Origin of the sequence: Pseudomonas sp. PSPC3-2 (assembly GCF_049897085.1) — a bacterium.
Taxonomy (GTDB): domain Bacteria; phylum Pseudomonadota; class Gammaproteobacteria; order Pseudomonadales; family Pseudomonadaceae; genus Aquipseudomonas; species Aquipseudomonas paraveronii.
The window spans coordinates 269,080-285,313 of sequence record NZ_JAFCVO010000003.1 but is presented as its reverse complement, the minus strand read 5'-3'; the positions used below and the strand labels follow the sequence as shown (position 1 = coordinate 285,313).

Sequence of the window (16,234 nt, the reverse complement as noted above, 5' to 3'; positions counted from 1 at the left end):
TTGGGATCATTGCAAGGCGTATGTTCAGGCCAGCCCAGCCTCGACCAGCAGCGCTTCGAGCCCCATCAAATCCGGCACCTTCGCCACATGTTCCCCCACTTGCACCGCCGCCAGCTCCAACGCGCACAGCGGCACATCCACATAGCTCAACTGGCTATCGAGCTTGTACGAGCGTGGAATCCCCTGGATCACCATCGCAATGAACTTCAATGACGGCCGCCCGCCCAGGGCGTTCAGCACGACGATGCGCGAGCGCTCGCCGGTCATGCTGGCTTCGCCGCAGGCCGCTTCGAAGCTGATCAGCGGCAATTGCCGGTCCCGCCAGGTCACTTGCCGCAGATACCAGGGCGGTGCATCGCTGGCCGGTTCGCCGCGCTGGAAGTCGATCAGTTCAGCGATGGCAACGTTGGGCAGCACCAGGTGGCGGTCGGCCAGGGGCAGGAGCAGGCCGGTGAGTTGGCTGGTGCGGTGGTCAAGCATGGGACTGGCTCCAATAAGCGATGCTTTCCAGCAGCACCGACTCCTGATACGGCTTGCCGAGGTAGTCGTTGACGCCGATGGCCATGGCGCGGTCGCGGTGTTTCTGGCCGGTGCGAGAGGTGATCATGATGATCGGCAGGCGCATCAGCCGTGGGTCGTTGCGCACCTGGATGGCCACTTCGAAACCGTCCATGCGCGGCATTTCGATGTCCAGCAGCATCAGGTCCGGGGTGTGTTCTTCCAGCACGGCCATGGCATCGATGCCGTCCTTGGCGGTGAGCACGTTCATGCCGTTGCGTTCCAGCAGGCGGCTGGTGACTTTGCGCACGGTGACCGAGTCGTCCACCACCAGCACCAGCAGCGGGCGCTTTTTCAGCGGGACGTTGAGCAGCAGTGGGACGTCCACCACCTGCGCCGGCAACGCCGGTTGCCGGGCGCGGATGTGGGCGAGCAGATCGATGATCAAGACCACCCGGCCGTCACCGAGAATGGTCGCCCCAGAGAGCCCCTTCACCCCGGCAAACTGCGGCCCCAAGCCCTTGACCACGATCTCCCGGGTGCCCGCCATGCTGTCCACCTGCACCGCCACGTGCCGTTCGTTGTACTGCACCAGCAGCACCGGCAACGGTTGGTACAGGCCCAGCAGTTTCGGGCGGGCGACGGTGTGCAGCAGGTCGCCGAGGTAAAACAGCTCATACCGCTGGCCGGCGTATTCATACCGCGGCGGGTCGAGTTGATAGTGCCCTTCCAGCTCATGGGGCAGCACGCGCACCAGCCCTTCGATGGTATTGAGCGGGATCGCGTATTGATCGTCCGCGCACTGCACCATCAGCGCGCGGTTGACCGAGACGGTGAACGGCAAGCGAATACGAAAATGCACGCCCGCCCCCGGCGTCGAATCGATCGACATCGAGCCGCCGAGCTGGCGCACTTCTTCATGCACCACGTCCATGCCCACGCCGCGCCCGGAAATCTGGGTGATCTTTTCCGCCGTGGAGAACCCCGGCTGCAGGATGAACTGCAACACGTCACGGTCGCTGATCTCTTGATCAGGGGCGAGCAAGCCGCGCTTGATTGCCTTGCGCCGCACCGCATCGAGGGGCACGCCGGCGCCGTCGTCGTGCAGATCGAAGACGATATCGCCGCCTTCGTGGGTCAGGTCCAGGGTGATACGGCCCTTCTCAGGCTTGCCGGCCAGCAGCCGCGCCTCGCGGGATTCCAGGCCGTGATCGACGGCGTTGCGCAGCATATGTTCCAGCGGCGCGACCATGCGTTCCAGCACGTTGCGGTCCATCTCGCCCTCGGCGTTGCCGACCACGAATTCCACGTCCTTACCCAATTCCTGCGCGACCTGGCGCACGATGCGCTTGAGGCGCGGCAGCATGCGTTCAAAGGGCACCATGCGCGTGCGCATCAGGCCTTCCTGCAAGTCGGTGTTGATGCGCGCCTGCTGCTGCAACAGGTCGTGCGCATCCTGGTTGCGGCGCTCAAGGGTTTCCTTGAGGTCGAGCACGTCGGAGGCGGACTCGAACAGCGCGCGGGACAACTGCTGCAACTGTGAATGGCGGTCCATTTCCAGCGGGTCGAATTCTTCGTAGTCCAGGCGCTCGGCTTCGGCCTGCTGACGGCTGAAGAGGCGGCCCTGGGTTTCGGTGTCGAGCCGGCGCAGTTGGTCGCGCATGCGCTCGAGGGTGGTTTCCATCTCATTGAGGGCAACCTGCGCGTCGTTGACCTGCTGTTCGATCCGTCCACGGAAGATCGAGGTTTCGCCGGCCAGGTTAACCAGATCGTCCAGCAGGTCGGCGGAGATTTTCACCATGTCGGCCGTCGGGTCGCCGGCTGTTTCGGCCTTGCCCGTCACTAATGCCACCGGCACCACCTGCACCACCGGCTCTTTGCTCGGGTGGACCAGGCTTTTGATGCGCTCGATGAGTTTGTCCACCGAGCCCACCGGCAAGCCCGCCGCCACCGCGTCGATCATCTGCGCCAGGCGGTCGTGACAGCCTTGCAGCAAGGCGAACAACTCGGGGGACGCCACGAGCAAACCGGAGGACAAACCTTCGTAGAGAAACTCCAGCTCATGGGCCAGATCGCCGATCGGGCCGATCTCGACCATGCGCGCACCGCCCTTGAGGGTGTGCAGGTCGCGCAACAGGGTTTCGACTTCCTGGCGGTTGTTGGGCTCAGCCTGCCAGCGCAGCAACGCCGCCCCCGAGCTGTCGAGAATGTCGGCGGCTTCTTCGAGGAAGATATCCAGCAATTCCGGGTCGATGCCCAAGCTCTGCGCAGCAGCGGCCGGCGCTGCGGGCGGCCCGCTGTGGCGCAATGCCCGGACGCTGGCAATCAACGCGCTGGAGTCGCTCAGTGGCTGATGCTGTTGCAGTTGGTCCAACTGCAACGCCAAGTGCTCATGACTGGCCATCAGCACCTGGGACAGTTCATTGGAATAGCTGTAGCGGCGGTCCGCCAGGCCTTCGTAAAGGCCTTCCAGTTCGTAGGCCAGGTCGCCAACGGGCCCGATCTCGGCCATGCGCGCGCCGCCCTTGAGGGTGTGCATGTCGCGCTGCAACGAGGTTAACGGCGCCACGCCCTCGGGTTCCAGCAGCCAGCGTTTGAGCGACTGCCCGGCGCTGTCGAGGATATCCACGGCTTCTTCGAGGAAGATCTCGACGATCTCATCATCCACCACCGCGTGCCGATCCAGCCGGGCCGTCGCAGCGCCTAGCTCGGAGATGCTCAGCGCACGGCTGCCGTCGCTTTTGATCAGGCCGGTGGCGGACGGGTCGAGGGCGCCATCCAGCAGCTCGCGCAAGGCTTGCATGCGCGCCGGGGCCGGGCTGATTTCCTGGCCGGCAGCCAGTTGGTCGAGCATGTTGATCAGCGCTTCGTGGGCCTGTTCGGCCTCCTCGAAAAACCGCTCGCTGACCGCCAGGCTGCTTTCTTCCACGGCGCCGTACAGATCAAGCAAGGCTTCGCAGAGTTCGTCGATGGCGTGCAGGTCGGCAAGGTGCGCGCCCTGCCCCAAGGTGGTCAATTCATCCAGCAGCGCGGTCAGTTCCTGGCGTTCGCCGGGGTGTTGTTGCCAGCGGCGCAGCAGGCTTTCGGCGTCGAGCAGAATGTCCATGCCCTGGGCCAGGAAGTTGGTGATCAGGTGCGGATCACGCTTGATCCGCAGGCCGGTGCTCGGCGCGTCGAGCTGGGCTTGAAACTGATGATCGAGCAGGCTTTGAGTGCGGTCGATCAGGTCGGCGGCACCTTTGATCGGCACCAGCGGGTCGCCGTTCAACTGGCGCAAGCCACGTTGGAACAGATCCTCGGCCTCCAGCAGCAGTTCTACTTCATCCAGGTCCAGCGGCAGGCGGTGGGCCTTGTACTCGCGGGTCAGGTGATCGAGCGGGCGAGCCAGTTCGGCGATCGGCAGCACGCCGGCCATATAGGCGCTGCCTTTGAGGGTGTGCAAGGCGCGTTGCAGCTCATCGCTGACTTGCAGCGGCACATGCTCGGCGGCTTGGCGCAGGAAGTGGTTGAGGCTGTCGAGGTGGCTCTGGGCTTCGTTGCGGAAGATCTCCAGCAGCATCGGGTCATGCGGTTCGGCAGCCGGCACGGCGGTGCCGCTGGCCAAGGCGTGGGCGCGCGCGGCCAGGGCGTCGACCGCGTCCCGTTGGCGCTGGGCGCCGGCGGCGAAGTCGGCGATCAATTCCGGCAGCAGGGCCACCGCGTCATCCAGCACCCGTTGCACCTCGGGGCCGGCGGCCACGCTGCACTCCAACACGCGATTGAGCAGGTTCTCCACGGCCCAGGCCAGTTCCGCCAGCACCAGGGCGCGCACCATGCGGCCACTGCCTTTGAGGGTGTGGAAGGCACGGCGCATTTCGCCGAGGGCGGTTTTATCGACGCCGCTCGGCAGATGGTGGTGCAGTACCTCGAGGACCTCGGCGGTTTCTTCGAGGAACACTTCACGCAGTTCGTCGTCGATCGGCTCTTCACCGGCTGGCGGCGGCAGCAAGCTGCCGGGGCGTTGCAGGGCGGGCGGATTCAAGCGCGAAGCAGGATTGGCCAGCGCGTCGAACTGGGATTGGCTCGGCGCGCTCTCGGTCGACAACGCGCCGTCCGGCGCCACCAGCGCCTGGCGCCAGGGCTTTTCGGCAGGCAGGTAACCCAGCGCGGCCAGGCCCTCGGTGGCCAACTCCAGCACCCGTTCGCCAGCAGCGTCGGGGTCTTGGAGCATGCGCTCCAGGTAGTACTCCAGGCCGCTGATCACGTCGGCGAAATGCGCCAACTGCTCTTCGGACGGCACTGCGTCGTTGATCATCAGTTGTTCATCGACGTAATCGGTGCAACCGCGCATCAGGCTCGCTGCGCGTGGCAGTGGAATCATCGCCAGGGCGCCGCGCACCTGGCTCAACAGTTCCGGCAGGGATTCCAGGCGCTGGCGCTCCCACTGGGCGTCGATGCAGTCGATCACCAGCTCTTTGGCTTGCTTGAGACACTGGCAGGACTCGCGGATCACCAACTGATGAATCTGCGTCAGGTCGGTGGTGGGCAGGCGGCTTTCTTCACGGCCTTGCGGCTCGACCGTACCGACCATCCCGGCCAACGTCGCTTCGACGTAGAGCAAGGCGCCGGCGACATCCATCAGCACGGCATCGTTGGGTTCACGCTGGCCCTGGGCCAGGCTCAACACCACGGCAAGCTGGTCGATGATGACTTTGCGCGGCTGCCCAAAGCCCAGCACCGCGAGGGTGTCGGCGATTTGCCGCAGCGGCGCCAGCAGTGCATCGAGGTCGCTGGTGTGTTGACGGTCGCTGCGCACGAACAGGTCGAGGCGTTCCTTGACCCGCACCAGCTCTTCACACAACGCGCCGAGCACCGAGCCCATCGCATTGCGGTCCGGCCCGGCCAGGCGCGCACGTTCGGCATCGACCACGGCACTGTCGGGCAAGGCTTCATCGAGGCCGTAGCGTTCTTTCAGGCTTTGCATGCGCGGCGTTGGCCGGGTGACTTTGGCGACATAGAACAGCAGGCTCTTGAGCAGTTGATCCGGCGCCGGCTGGTTGATGCCGCCAATGCCCTGGGCGAGCAGGCGTTTGAGTTGCTTGTCGCTGGCCTTGAGCAGGCTGCGCAGCGCCGGACTGTTGGCGATCACGCCGGTCAGCATGCCCTCGACCAGCGCCGAGGTGACTTGCCACAGCGGCAACAGCGGCGCGCCCTGGCACAGCGCTTCGAGGCGGGCGAACACCCGCGCCATGTCTTCCAGGTTGCTAGGGCCGTGATCTTCGCGCAGCAACCCGGCCAGGGCTTGTTGCAGCAGCAGATGCCACTGACGCAACTGATCGCTCAGGTCGGGCGGCGCGCGTTGCGCCAGCGTCTCCTCGGGCAACGGCGCAATCGACAGCAATTGCGGGCTGAACAAGCTGGTTTCCGACAACAGGCTTTCGCCGCGCGCACTGCGCAGGTCGTTGAGCAGTGGCAACACCACCAGCGGCAAGTCGCGGCGGGCACTGTGGATGCGGTCCAGGTACAGCGGCAATTGCCCGAGGGCCTGTTGCAGCAGACGGATGCTTTCATCGCGCTGGCTGACGCGCCCGGCCTGCAGGGCCAGGGCCAGGGCTTCGATTTCTTCGGCGAGCAGCGCGGCGCCGTAGAACTCGACCATTTGCAACGCGCCATGCACCTGGTGAATGCACGCCAGGCAGTCGCCGAGGGTCTCGTTGTCAGTGGTTTCGACAAACGCGTCCAGCGCCGAACGGGCCTGTTTCAGGGTTTCGGCAATGTCGCCCTTGACCCATTCAAGGGCCACGTAGTCGTGCCGATCAACCATAACTGCTCCGCTTTGAATTCATGAGTTGCTGGTATCCAATGTGGGAGGGGCGGTGCGACGATTCGACTTGCTCCCGATGGCAGTGGCTCAGTCAATGAATCAGGTGACTGATACACCGTCATCGGGAGCAAGTCGAATCGTCGCACCGCCCCTCCCACATTTGGATTACATTTCAATCATCAGCCTGCTTGGGCGCAGGCAAGGTGAACCCCGACACCGAGCGGCGCAACTGGCTGGCCATTTTTGCCAGGTTGCCGATGCTCTCGGCGGTGGCGGTCGAGCCCGACGACGTCTGGGTGGTGATTTGCTGGATCACGTTCATGGTCAGCGAGATCTGCCCCGCCGACGACGTCTGTTGCTGCGCCGCGTTGGAGATACTCTGGATCAGCGCCGCCAGGGTTTTCGACACGCCTTCGATCTCTTCCAGCGCCACCCCGGCGTCCTGGGCCAGCCGCGCACCCCGCACCACTTCAGTGGTGGTCTGTTCCATGGAGATGACCGCTTCGTTGGTGTCGGCCTGGATCGCCCGCACCAGGGTTTCAATCTGCCGCGTGGCCGCCGACGAGCGCTCGGCCAGGCGTTGCACTTCATCGGCCACCACCGCAAAGCCGCGTCCGGCATCCCCGGCCATGCTCGCCTGGATCGCGGCGTTGAGCGCGAGGATGTTGGTTTGGTCGGCGATGTCATCGATCAGGCTGACGATGTCACCGATCTCCTGGGACGACTCGCCCAGGCGTTTGATGCGCTTGGCGGTGTCCTGGATCTGTTCGCGAATGTTGTCCATGCCGTGGATGGTGTTGTGCACCACTTCATTGCCCTTGTTGGCGATTTCCACCGAGCGCTCGGCCACCGCCGAGGACTCAGCGGCGTTCGCCGACACCTGGTCGATGGACTGGGCCATCTGTTCGATCGCGGTGGAGGCCTCGGCGATCTGCTGGGCCTGGTGTTCCGAGGCCTGCGCCAGGTGCATGGCGGTGGCCTGGGTGTCCTGCACCGCGCCGGCAACCTGGCCGGCGGTGAGGTTGATGGTGGCGACGAGGTCGCGCAGTTGGTCCACGGAATAGTTGATGGAGTCGGCGATGGTGCCGGTGAAGTCCTCGGTCACCGAGGCGGTGACGGTAAGGTCGCCGTCGGCGAGGTCCTCGATTTCATCCAGCAGGCGCATGATCGCGTTCTGGTTGCGCTCGTTCTTCTCGGCGGTTTCCCGCAGTTGCTGGTTGGTGGCGCGGACCATCACCAGGCCGATCAGGATGATCGAGGCCAGCGCCAGCAAGCCCAGCACATAGCCGCCGATCGTGTCGAAACTGCGCCCACTGGCCAGGTTTTCAAAGCCGGTGGCCAGGAGCGAGGCTTCATCGAGCAGGGTTTGCGAGAGGTTGAAAATATTGTTCGCCGAGGCGCGGACCTGGAACAGTTGCGGCGAGGTTTCGAGGATCTCGTCCACGGAGCCTGAGACAAACTCGAACAGCTCGGCGATTTCTGTCAGGCGCGCCCGCGCATCGTGGTCCTCGACCTGGGTGATGCGCAGCCCGGGGTTGCCCTGGAGCATGCCGGTGAGCACCTGGCCGAAGCGGTTGGCATCGCGGCCAAAGGCATCGGCGGCCTGCACGGCGGTTTCGTCACCGGCCAGTACGGTGTTGACCGCCCCCAGGATACGCTCGGCCAGAAGCGACTGACGCTGGGCCAGGGCCACCTGGCTGGCCGGGGCGCCGCGTTGCAGCAGGATATCTACGACCTTTTCCGATTCCATTTGCAGTTGCGGCACGGTTTCGGCCAGGGTCGCGGCGACTTGATGCAACGACAGCACGGTCTGTTCGCTGGCGAGGATCGCGTCGGTATTTTTCAGCAGCGCTTCCCAATCGGTCTGCACCGCCCGCATCTCTGCACGCACCGCACTGGGCGCGGCGGGCAGGCCGGTGTCCGGGTCGCCCTTTTTCAGGTAACCCCAGCGCTGGGCAAAGTCATTGCGCGCCTCCGCCAGCAATTTGAACGCGGCGGCCTTGCCGGCGGCCGCTTCGGTGGCGTTCTTGGCGATACGCTGGGACAGCACCCGCAACTCACCGGCGTGGCCGATGTACTGCTTGTCGTAGGTGGACTGGGTGTTGAGGTACGCGAAGTTGGCGAACAGCAACATGATGAATACGATCAGCGCAATAAACAGCACGATGATCTGCGAGCGGCTGCGCGAGACCGCCTGGGGTTTGGGCGTAGTAGCAGTGGTCATGCGGCAACATCCATGAAGCCAGGGGCCTGGGCCAGAGCGAAGGGGCTGAAGACCTGCCAGCGCTGATCAGCGTCGAACTGGCCGCGGATAAAGGACGCGCAGGGGGTGGTGCTGGGCAACAACGCGTCTTGTGCGAAATGCTGCATACCCACCACCTCGTCCACCAGCAGCCCGATAAATATGTCTTGGTAGTCCACGACCAATACCCGCCGTTGCTTACCTGTCTTGGACAGCGCATGGCCGAGGAAACCGCCGAGATCCATCACCGGCAGCAGGCGCCCACGCAGGTTAGCGACTCCTCTGATCCAGGTCTTGACCCCGGGCATTAAAGTGCAGCGCGGCTCATGCAGCACTTCGGCGACTTCGCCCATGGGCGCGACAAACCACTGTTCGCCCACGCGAAAGCCGATCCCGCTCCAGCCTTGCAGGCGGGTTTCCTGGGATGGCAGGTCGGCGGCCAGCAGGCGACAGCGGCGGTCGATGTCCAGCAGCAGCTCGAAGGCGGTCTGTGACTCGGTCATGATGGCGTGCCGTCAGCCGGCCAACACCTTGTTCAGGGTGGCGATCAGGGTTTCTTCGTCCACAGGCTTTGTCAGGTAATCCCTGGCGCCCTGGCGCTCGCCCCAGATCTTGTCGGTTTCCTGATCTTTGGTGGTAATGATGATGATCGGTATCGAGTTGATGCTCGGATCGTTGTGCTTGCTCAACTGGCGCGTGGCCTGGAAGCCGTTGAGGCCCGGCATGACGATATCCATCAACACCGCATCGGGCTTCTCCTGGGACGCAAGTGCTACGCCGTCGGCGCCATTTTCGGCCTTGAGGACCTGATGGCCGTGCTTTTCCAGCATGCCGCTCAGTTTGTACATTTCGGTCGGCGAATCGTCGACGATCAGAACACGTGCCATGGTTTTCCCCACTACATTGGTAGACGCACGCCCTTGTGAGGTTGCGTCAGTGTGCTTGTTCTACTGCGGCGAAACCCGGCACGTAGGCCTTGATCGCACCCAGCAGTTCTTCCTTGCTGAAAGGCTTGGTCAAAAACTGATCGACCCCGACGATGCGCCCCTTGGCCTTGTCGAACAGGCCGTCCTTGGAGGACAGCATGATCACCGGGATCGACTTGAACGCCGGGTTGTTCTTCACCAGGGCGCAAGTCTGATAGCCATCCAGGCGCGGCATCATGATGTCGACAAAGATAATGTGCGGGTGATGATCCACAATCCGGGCCAGGGCATCGAAACCATCGATGGCCGTGATGACATCGCACCCCACGTTCTTCAACAGGGTCTCGGCGGTGCGGCGGATCGTTTTCGAATCGTCGATCACCATCACTCTCAAGGCGTTGGAATGCTGTTCCATATCTGCTCTACCATCGCCACAGCGAATCGGTTTTCGGTGTGTACTGCCTGATGCCGCCCAGAATGAGCGCCAGAAGCCTTGGAATTCAGGGGCTGCTGCACCGTGGCAGTCTTTTTAGCACAGTCTCGTGGAGCAATCTATCGAGCGACCCGCTAGGTGGTTTTTCCTTGACCCACAACAGCCGCAGCGCCACTCTGACGCCACTTTTATGCGCCCTAATTTGCTAGAGGAAATCCCCCATGAGCGTTCGCGTCGGCATTGTCATGGACCCTATCGCCAGCATTTCCTATAAAAAGGACAGCTCGCTGGCCATGCTCCTGGCCGCCCAGGCCCGCGGCTGGAGCCTGTTCTATATGGAACAGCGCGACCTTTACCAGGGCGACGGCCAGGCGCGTGCGCGGATGCGTCCGCTTGAGGTGTTTGCCAACCCTGAAAAGTGGTTCGAGCTGCAAGACGAAATCGACAGCCCCCTGAGCGACCTGGACGTGATCCTGATGCGCAAGGACCCGCCGTTCGACATGGAATTCGTCTACTCCACCTACCTGCTCGAGCAGGCCGAGCGCGCTGGCGTGCTGATCGTCAACAAGCCGCAGAGCCTGCGCGACTGCAATGAAAAGCTGTTCGCCACGCTCTTCCCGCACTGCACGCCACCGACCGTGGTCAGCCGCCGCGCCGATGTGCTGCGTGAGTTCGCCGCCAAACACGGCGATGTGATCCTCAAGCCGCTGGACGGCATGGGCGGCACCTCGATCTTCCGCCACCGCGCCGGCGACCCGAACCTGTCGGTGATCCTGGAAACCCTGACCGCCCTGGGCACCCAGCAGATCATGGGCCAGGCTTATCTGCCGGCGATCAAGGACGGCGACAAGCGCATCCTGATGATCGACGGCGAACCGGTGGATTATTGCCTGGCGCGCATCCCGGCAGCCGGCGAGACCCGTGGCAACCTGGCGGCCGGCGGTCGTGGCGAAGCCCGGCCTTTGTCGGACAAGGACCGCTGGATTGCCTCCCAAGTTGGCCCGACGCTGCGGGAAAAAGGTTTGCTGTTTGTAGGCCTCGACGTAATTGGTGAACACCTCACCGAAATCAACGTCACCAGCCCGACCTGTATTCGCGAGATCGACAATGCATTTGGCACGAACATCGGCGAAATGCTGATGGCCGCGATTGAACGCAAGCTACAAGCCAAGTGACATAGAACAGCCGGACAGCCACCAACATTGCGTTATCATGCGCCACCTGTGAAACGCGCGATGTTGGTTTTCTTGTCATGACGCTCCCGTCCGATCTGCCCTTCGAACCCTCCCCCAGCGGCGTGCGCCCGGCTGATCGGCTCGGATTTACCCTGTTTCTCGCGGCGTTGATTCACCTGGTGCTGATTCTCGGCGTGGGTTTCACCATGGTCGAACCCAAGCAAATCACCAAGACCCTGGAAATCACCCTCGCCACGTTCAAGAGCGAAAAGAAGCCCGAGAAGGCCGATTTTCTCGCTCAGGACAATCAGCAGGGCAGCGGCACGCTGGACAAGAAAGCCGTGCCCAAGACCACTGAAGTGGCGCCGTTCCAGGACAACAAGGTCAATAAAGTCACCCCGCCGCCGGCCGCCAAGCCCGAAGTCAAGCAGACCGCGCCCAAGCCCGTGGTGACCACCGTCGCGCCGAAACCGCAAAAAGCCCCGACCCAGCGCGAAAAATCCAAGACCGAACCGCAACCCGAGCCCGTCAAGCCGGCGCCGACCTTCGACAGTTCGCAGCTCTCCGACCAGATTTCCAGCCTTGAAGCCGAACTGGCCAATGAGCAACAGCTCTACGCCAAGCGCCCGCGCATCTACCGCCTGAACGCCGCGTCCACCATGCGTGACAAAGGCGCCTGGTATAAGGACGAGTGGCGCAAGAAGGTCGAACGCATCGGCAACCTCAACTACCCGGACGAGGCCCGCCGCCAACAGATTTACGGCAATTTGCGCCTGTTGGTGTCGATCAACCGCGACGGCACGTTATATGAAGTGCAAGTGCTGGAATCGTCCGGCCAGCCGTTGCTGGACCAGGCCGCCCAGCGCATCGTGCGCCTGGCCGCGCCCTTCGCCCCGTTTACCGGCGACTTGAATGACGTGGACCGCCTGGAAATCATCCGCACCTGGCGGTTTGCCAAGGGCGATCGCCTGTCCAGCAATTGATAACCCCAATCAACACCAATCACTGTAGGAGCGAGCTTGCTCGCGAAAAACCTCAACGATAACGAAGCGCTCCAGGCAGAACCGCGTCGCTTTCAAGTTTTTCGCGAGCAAGCTCGCTCCTACAGAAAAGCCGACGGCGCTGTATTCGGATCACTCCCAGCTTGTCAGTTCGCCCCTCCAACGCCACACTAGCGGACATGAAAAATGTCAGCCCGACCTACCTCAAGCACCAATTCCTGATCGCCATGCCCCATATGGCCGACCCGAACTTTGCGCAGACCTTGACCTACATCGTCGAGCACACGGCCAATGGTGCCATGGGGTTGGTGGTGAACCGCCCGCAGGAGCTGAACCTGGCCGATATCCTTGAGCAACTGCGCCCGGAGATCGACCCGCCGGCCCGCTGTCAGGGCGTGCCGATCTATACCGGCGGGCCGGTGCAGACCGATCGCGGTTTTGTACTGCACCCAACCGGGCCGAAGTTCCAGGCCACGGTGGACCTCGACGGCGTGTCGCTGTCCACGTCCCAGGATGTGTTGTTCGCCATCGCCGACGGCGTCGGCCCCGAGCAGAGCGTGATCGCCCTCGGCTACGCCGGTTGGGAAGCCGGGCAGTTGGAGGCCGAACTGGCCAGTAACGCCTGGCTGACCTGCCCCTACGATGCCGACATTCTGTTCAACACCGCCTGCGAACTGCGCCTGGACGCGGCGGCGGCCAAGCTACGGGTCAACCTCAGCCTACTGACCAGCCAGGCGGGGCACGCCTGATGGCCTTGCGTCTGATCCTCGGTTTTGACTACGGCACCAAACAGATCGGCGTGGCAGTCGGCCAGGTCATCACCGGCCAGGCCCGCGAGCTGTGTACCCTCAAAGCCCAGAACGGCATACCGGACTGGAATCAGGTCGAAGCCCTGATCAAGGAGTGGAAGCCCGACGCGGTGGTGGTCGGCCTGCCCTTGAACATGGACGGCACCCCCAGCGAGATGTGCCTGCGCGCCGAGAAGTTCGCGCGCCGCCTCAATGGCCGCTACAACCTGCCCTTTTATACCCACGATGAGCGCCTGACGACCTTCGAGGCCAAGGGTGAGCGCCGCGACCGTGGCGGGCAGAAAGGCAGCTACCGCGACAACCCGGTAGACGCCATCGCCGCCGCCTTGCTGTTGCAGGGTTGGCTGGATGAAAACACCGCGTTATTTGAATCCTGACTGACGCGGCTTGCCGCGTCTTTTTACGTTTGAGCCCGGACCTTGCAGGCAACCCCTGTCGCGCAAGGCCTTGAAGGAGCGACCATGAGCCTGCCAAACCCCGCCGAACTGATCAGCCAGATGGCGATTCGCCTCAAGGCCCACCTGAAACACCGTGCCATCAGCGAGCCGCGCTTCATCGGCATTCGCACCGGCGGCGTGTGGGTGGCCCAGGCGCTGCTGCAGGAGTTGGGCAGCGATTCGCCGTTGGGTACGCTGGATGTGTCTTTCTACCGCGACGACTTCAGCCAGAACGGCCTGCACCCGCAAGTACGCCCGTCGGCCCTGCCGTTCGAGATCGAAGGCCAGCACCTGGTGCTGATCGACGACGTACTGATGAGCGGCCGCACCATCCGCGCCGCACTGAACGAGTTGTTCGACTATGGCCGCCCCGCCAGTGTGACCCTGGTCTGCCTGCTGGACCTGGACGCCGGCGAACTGCCGATCAGCCCGGATGTGGTCGGCGCCACCGTGTCGCTTTCAGCCCAGCAGCGGGTAAAATTGTCCGGTCCCACGCCGCTCGTACTCGAACTGCAAGACCTTGCCCTTTAAACCGCCTTGTAAAGAGTCCCCGCGATGACGCCTCTAGATGCCAAGCGCCCGCTGCAGCTCAATGCTCAGGGCCAACTGCAACACTTCTTGTCCCTCGACGGCTTGCCCCGTGAACTGCTCACCGAAATCCTCGACACCGCCGACTCGTTCCTCGAAGTCGGTGGCCGCGCGGTTAAGAAAGTCCCGCTGCTGCGCGGCAAAACCATCTGCAACGTGTTCTTCGAGAACTCCACGCGCACCCGCACCACCTTCGAACTGGCGGCCCAGCGCCTGTCGGCTGACGTGATCACGCTGAACGTGTCCACCTCGTCGGCGAGCAAGGGCGAGACCCTGCTCGACACCCTGCGCAACCTCGAAGCCATGGCGGCGGACATGTTCGTGGTCCGCCACGGCGACTCCGGCGCCGCGCACTTCATCGCCGAGCACGTGTGCCCGCAGGTAGCGATCATCAACGGCGGCGACGGCCGTCACGCCCACCCGACCCAGGGCATGCTCGACATGCTCACCATCCGTCGGCACAAGGGCAGCTTTGAAAACCTCTCGGTGGCCATCGTCGGCGATATCCTGCACTCGCGGGTCGCGCGCTCGAACATGCTGGCCCTGAAAACCCTGGGCTGCCCGGATATCCGCGTGATCGCGCCAAAAACCCTGCTGCCCGTCGGCATCGAGCAGTACGGCGTGAAGGTCTACACCGACATGACCGAAGGCCTCAAGGATGTGGACGTGGTCATCATGCTGCGCCTGCAACGCGAACGCATGTCCGGTGGCCTGCTGCCGAGCGAAGGCGAGTTCTACCGCCTGTTCGGCCTGACCACCACGCGCCTGGCCGGGGCCAAGCCGGAGGCCATCGTGATGCACCCGGGGCCGATCAACCGAGGGGTGGAGATTGAGTCGGCAGTGGCCGACGGCAACCAGTCGGTGATTCTCAACCAGGTGACCTACGGCATCGCCGTGCGCATGGCGGTGCTGTCCATGGCCATGAGCGGGCAAACCGCGCAACGTCAATTCGAGCAGGAGAAGGCCCAGTGAAGCTCAGCATTCTCGGCGCCCGCGTCATCGATCCGGCCAGTGGCCTGGATCAAGTCACCGATCTTCATCTGGAAGCCGGCAAGATCATCGCCATCGGCGCCGCGCCCAGCGCTTTCAACGCCAGTGAAACCATCGACGCCAAGGGCCTGGTGGCCGCGCCTGGCCTGGTCGATCTGAACGTCGCCCTGCGCGAGCCGGGTTACAGCCGCAAAGGCAACATCAACAGCGAAACCCGCGCCGCCGCCGCCGGTGGCGTCACCAGCCTGTGCTGCCCACCGCACACCAAGCCGGTGCTGGACACCTCGGCGGTGACCGAGCTGATCCTCGACCGCGCCCGCGAAGCCGGCAATTGCAAAGTGTTCCCGATCGGCGCCCTGAGCAAAGGCCTGGAAGGCGAACAACTGGCCGAACTGATCGCGCTGCGCGATGCCGGTTGCGTGGCCTTCGGCAACGGCCTGGAGAGCTTCCGCAGCACCCGCACGCTGTGCCGTGCCCTGGAGTACGCGGCCACCTTCGACCTGACGGTGATCTTCCACTCCCAGGACCACGACCTGGCCGAAGGCGGCCTGGCCCATGAAGGCGCCGTGGCCAGCTTCCTCGGCCTGCCGGGCATTCCGGAGACCGCTGAAACCGTGGCCCTCGCCCGCGACCTGCTGCTGGTGGAACAAAGCGGCGTGCGTGCGCACTTCAGCCAACTGACCAGCGCCCGCGGTGTGGCCCTGATCGCCCAGGCCCAGGCCCGAGGTTTGCCGGTGACGGCAGACGTGGCGTTGTATCAGTTGATCCTGACGGACGAGGCACTGATCGACTTCTCCAGCCTGTATCACGTACAACCTCCGCTGCGTACCCGTGCCGACCGCGACGGCTTGCGTGCAGCGGTGAAGTCCGGCGTGGTGTCGGCGATTTCCAGCCATCATCAACCCCACGAGCGCGATGCCAAACTGGCACCGTTTGGTGCGACCGAGCCGGGTATCAGCAGCGTCGAGCTGTTGCTGCCGCTGGCGATGACGCTGGTGGAGGATGGCTTGTTGGACCTGCCAACGCTGCTGGCACGCCTGAGCGCCGGCCCTGCCGAAGCCTTGCGCCTACCGGCGGGCAAGTTGACTGTGGGCGCCGCCGCGGATCTGGTGCTGTTCGATCCAGCCAGCTCGACGATTGCCGGTGAGCACTGGCTGTCCAAGGGCGAGAACTGCCCTTTCATCGGGCATAGCCTGCCGGCGAGCGTGCGCTACACGCTGGTAGACGGACGCATCAGCTACCGGGCCTGATACAAGTCGGGAGTGAGCACAGTCAATGTGGGAGGGGCGGTGCGACGATTCGACTTGCCCCCGATAGCAGTGGGTCAGCTAT

Annotated in this window: 13 protein-coding genes; 7 read left to right on the top strand and 6 right to left on the bottom strand. The window is 63.7% G+C overall.

The annotated features are described in order from the left end of the window. Positions 1-24 precede the first annotated feature (24 nt). The 6 genes from ACP7CJ_RS08035 to pilG all read right to left on the bottom strand — a co-directional run bounded on the left by ACP7CJ_RS08035 (position 25) and on the right by pilG (position 9,884). Complete coding sequence (locus tag ACP7CJ_RS08035) at positions 25-480, bottom strand: chemotaxis protein CheW (protein ID WP_276195284.1); 456 nt, start codon at positions 478-480, stop codon at positions 25-27. Next, positions 473-6,301, bottom strand: a complete 5,829-nt coding sequence (locus ACP7CJ_RS08030; protein WP_426099978.1) for an Hpt domain-containing protein — start codon at positions 6,299-6,301, stop codon at positions 473-475. The genes ACP7CJ_RS08035 and ACP7CJ_RS08030 overlap by 8 nt, the downstream gene beginning before the upstream one ends. 172 nt (positions 6,302-6,473) lie before the next feature. Further along, the gene (locus ACP7CJ_RS08025; protein ID WP_426099977.1) at positions 6,474-8,525 is read right to left on the bottom strand and encodes a methyl-accepting chemotaxis protein; all 2,052 of its coding nucleotides are present in this window, start codon (positions 8,523-8,525) and stop codon (positions 6,474-6,476) included. Beyond that, positions 8,522-9,046 carry a chemotaxis protein CheW gene (locus ACP7CJ_RS08020; protein ID WP_276195287.1) on the bottom strand — a complete coding sequence of 175 codons (525 nt, stop codon included), beginning with the start codon at positions 9,044-9,046 and terminating at the stop codon, positions 8,522-8,524. The genes ACP7CJ_RS08025 and ACP7CJ_RS08020 overlap by 4 nt, the downstream gene beginning before the upstream one ends. 12 nt (positions 9,047-9,058) lie before the next feature. Continuing rightward, complete coding sequence (gene pilH / locus ACP7CJ_RS08015; RefSeq protein WP_276195288.1) at positions 9,059-9,430, bottom strand: twitching motility response regulator PilH; 372 nt, start codon at positions 9,428-9,430, stop codon at positions 9,059-9,061. A 46-nt stretch (positions 9,431-9,476) separates the two neighbouring features. Continuing rightward, positions 9,477-9,884: a twitching motility response regulator PilG gene (gene pilG, locus ACP7CJ_RS08010; protein WP_010564379.1), complete on the bottom strand. Its 408-nt coding sequence runs from the start codon at positions 9,882-9,884 to the stop codon at positions 9,477-9,479. A gap of 239 nt (positions 9,885-10,123) precedes the next feature. On the opposite strand from pilG, the gene gshB reads away from it, so the two are divergent. From gshB to ACP7CJ_RS07975, 7 genes are all read left to right on the top strand, one after another. Then, on the top strand, positions 10,124-11,077 hold the full coding sequence (gene gshB, locus ACP7CJ_RS08005; protein WP_253399915.1) for a glutathione synthase: 954 nt from the start codon (positions 10,124-10,126) through the stop codon (positions 11,075-11,077). A 77-nt stretch (positions 11,078-11,154) separates the two neighbouring features. Continuing rightward, positions 11,155-12,060, top strand: coding sequence for an energy transducer TonB (locus ACP7CJ_RS08000; protein ID WP_253399917.1), 906 nt, complete (start codon positions 11,155-11,157; stop codon positions 12,058-12,060). A gap of 197 nt (positions 12,061-12,257) precedes the next feature. Continuing rightward, positions 12,258-12,827, top strand: a complete 570-nt coding sequence (locus ACP7CJ_RS07995) for a YqgE/AlgH family protein (RefSeq protein WP_276195289.1) — start codon at positions 12,258-12,260, stop codon at positions 12,825-12,827. Continuing rightward, entirely contained in the window at positions 12,827-13,264 is a 438-nt protein-coding gene (gene ruvX, locus ACP7CJ_RS07990) for a Holliday junction resolvase RuvX (RefSeq protein WP_426099976.1), read from the top strand. The genes ACP7CJ_RS07995 and ruvX overlap by 1 nt, the downstream gene beginning before the upstream one ends. Positions 13,265-13,348: 84 nt before the next feature. Next, a complete protein-coding gene (gene pyrR, locus ACP7CJ_RS07985) occupies positions 13,349-13,855 on the top strand; it encodes a bifunctional pyr operon transcriptional regulator/uracil phosphoribosyltransferase PyrR (RefSeq protein WP_276195291.1) in 507 nt (168 codons plus the stop codon). 24 nt (positions 13,856-13,879) lie between these two features. Continuing rightward, on the top strand, positions 13,880-14,884 hold the full coding sequence (locus ACP7CJ_RS07980) for an aspartate carbamoyltransferase catalytic subunit (protein ID WP_276195292.1): 1,005 nt from the start codon (positions 13,880-13,882) through the stop codon (positions 14,882-14,884). After that, complete coding sequence (locus ACP7CJ_RS07975) at positions 14,881-16,152, top strand: dihydroorotase (RefSeq protein ID WP_276195293.1); 1,272 nt, start codon at positions 14,881-14,883, stop codon at positions 16,150-16,152. The genes ACP7CJ_RS07980 and ACP7CJ_RS07975 overlap by 4 nt, the downstream gene beginning before the upstream one ends. Positions 16,153-16,234: the final 82 nt, after the last annotated feature.